The following is a 2877-nucleotide window of genomic DNA, read 5'->3' on the forward strand; positions in this document are numbered from 1 at the left end:
AGGAATTACAGGCCCATCAACGCCCCAAAGACCCCAAAACGCCCACCAATAGCCAATATGCACTGCCTCACACTACGGCGGCTCCCGCAGGCGGATGCTAGAAGCCACAACGCAATATCGGAACGGGAGAGATCATCGTTCAGAAGGAGCTCGCGGAGCGGTTGTCACGGTTGCTCGCGCAAGCCACGGAGCAGGGTTTGAACCTGGTGCGCTCGGGTGGGCTGCTGAAGCAGCGAACGAGGACTGTGTTGGAAGTCCACGCTGGAACCGAGATGACCGAGCGCTTCGGGCACGAGCATGGCCAGACACCGAACGCAGCCAAGATGCGCAACGACACCAGGACATAAACCCGTGCTGACCGAGATCGTTCGAATCGGGATCGAGGCGCCCCGGGCCCGCGACGTCTCGAGGCGGAATCGTGCCCAGACGGAAACGGCGTTGGGACGGCACCAATCAGATCGTGCTCTCGCTCCCTGCCCGGGGCTGACCACGGGGGAAATCGCCGCGCACTTCGAAGAGGTCTTCGGGGCCAGAGTTTCTAAAGACACCATCTGCCGCATCACGAAGAAGGCCGCCGGGGTGCTGGCCGGTTGGTTTGCCCGCCTCTGGATCTGGTCTAGCAGGTGTTCTTCATTGCCGCGGCCGTAGCCAAGGTCCGTGACGGGCAGGTGCGCAACACCCCGTTCTACGTCGCCATGAGGGTCACCACCAACGGGGAGCGGGAGATTCTGGGCATGTCGGCCGGCGACGGTGGCGAGGATGCCGGGCTCTGGCTACAGGTATTTTCCGAGCTGAAGAACCGGGGCGTGGAAGATGTGTTGATCGCCATCTGCGACGGGCTCAAGGGCCTGCCCGAGGCGATCACCACCACCTGCGAGCGAACTGTCCTGCAGCAATACATCGTGCTCCGGATCCGCAACAGCTTCCGCTACGCCGGACGCCAGCACCGCGACGGCGTCATCAATGCACTCAAGCCGTTTACACGGCCCCGCGCGAGCAAGCGGCGAAGGACCGGTCCGCCGAGTTCACGGCCGAATGGGGCAGCGATACCCGGCCATAGTCCGGCTCTGCGAGTCCTCCTGGGCTGGATTCGTGCCGTTCCTTGAGTACGACGCGGAGATCCGAGGTGCTCTCCTCGACGCGATCGAGTCGATCAACGCAACGATACCGAAGGGCGGTGAAGGTCTCCCGGCAGTTTCCGAACGGAACCGCGGCCCTGGAATGCCTGTACCTGGTTACCAAGATCTCTTGATCCAACTGGCGGCGGCCGGGCACGCCGGGTGATGAGGCGAAACCGGCACTAGATGCGTCCCCGGTTACCTTCGTCGGCCGGTTCGAAGAAACACCAAAATTGAAAACCGGTCTGCCCCCACACCGTTTATCGGACAGTCTCCGCACAAAGCGGCTCCAACGGCCTGATGAAAAACTTGTCCGTTGGCGCCACTTCGGTCACTGCTACCTGGGGGGCACTCATGGGGTCGCTCGCGGCTTTGAGGAACACTCCTCTTGCTTCTGGGACCAGGATCGCGACATGGGATCGGCAGAGGAATTGTTCCACGGGGAGCCAACCGCGCTCCCGGTTCCGATGGCACGCCGCAGTGCGCTCTAAGTGCGCGGATCGGTCCCTGCCCATGAGGGCAGGCACGTGGAAAGCTATGGACAGTTCGTCGGATTTTGCGCCGCGCAAGGAGTGCGGGCCGAAGAACTGGCTGCTGATTCTGGCCGGCTCTTTTGTTTTCTGCGGGCCTTTTGGTTCCGATCTGTAGGGGGCACCAGGCTCAAGCCTGCTGCGGCCATATTTGCCGGCAACACTATTGCCGGGCAGAGGCCGGACTCGCGCTGGATGGCCTACGAATTCTCCTATTGGGGGCAGGAGTGAGCAGTGAGGTCGATCGCCTGCTGGATGGACTGCGCAGCGGGGATGAGGCAGCGGTACGAGGCCTCATTGCTGTGGTGGCAGACCGGGCGCAGGAAGAACCGGACGAGACACCGCCGGTGCATCCACTCCCGGATTCCACGGCGGCAGGAAGACCCTCCGCCGCCACTGCCGGCGATAACTTACGATGACGGAACCCATATCCCCGAGGACAAAAATGGGGCGCTGGTGGCCCGACCCGGGTTCTTACGGTGTGGACAGCCACCCGGAGCGGTTCGCCGGCCTTCCTTCCGTGGCCCTTGCTCTGATTGAACATCTGGCTGCTGTGTACGACGTGGAATTCCATAAGGGCCCGGCGCACCCGCGGAGCTGCTACTGGCACCCCAGACGCGCTGCGGGCGGTGAAGATAACGCCGCGGCGTCCCGGAGCTGCGCCACTGACGTTTGTACTGACCGCATATGTCACGGTGCACGCCGGAGCGCTGCACGACTTTCATTCCCCGTGTGCGCATGCGATGCATGTTAGGAACCGGCTGAGACCACAGCACATCGGATGGAGCGCCCGGTGCTCACAGTCGTTGCTGGTGAACATGGCGCACGCAACCCAGTAGGCAGACAGCGGTGTAGCGGATATGCGCTGACAGCGCACGACGGATCCGGTACTGAAAGTGGGAAAGACGGACCGCGCCCTACTTTCTCCCGCCGAATCCTGGATGCAGAAGTCCCGCTACGCAACCTGGCCGGCGCATGGCGTCCCTGACCGTTGGCCAGCATTTAGGCCTGGGGTTCGATGGCGGTGCGGCCATGAGTGAGCCGGCGTTGGCGGTTCGGCGGCCACAACTGAGCGCGGGCCCGTCGAATGGGTGCCATGAGTGAGCGTGGGTGGTGTTCGACGGCGGTGCTGCCGCGGGCTGGGCGCGGCTGCTTAGACCGATTCAAAGGGACAGTTTGTTGTGTTAAATGTGGGAGGCCCCAACCGTGATGGTTGGGGCCTCGACCTA

The 2877-nt window shown here is 63.0% G+C and carries 1 protein-coding gene and 1 pseudogene; both read left to right on the forward strand.

The window, feature by feature from the left end:
* Nucleotides 1-116: 116 nt before the first annotated feature.
* Nucleotides 117-1345, forward strand: a pseudogene (locus QRN11_RS22680) (IS256 family transposase); the annotation flags it as partial.
* 748 nt (nt 1346-2093) lie between these two features.
* Nucleotides 2094-2402, forward strand: coding sequence for a DUF6226 family protein (locus QRN11_RS22600; RefSeq protein ID WP_350224018.1), 309 nt, complete (start codon nt 2094-2096; stop codon nt 2400-2402).
* Nucleotides 2403-2877 lie beyond the last annotated feature (475 nt).

The sequence above is a fragment of the Pseudarthrobacter sp. fls2-241-R2A-168 genome (assembly GCF_030209335.1).
GTDB lineage: Bacteria > Actinomycetota > Actinomycetes > Actinomycetales > Micrococcaceae > Arthrobacter.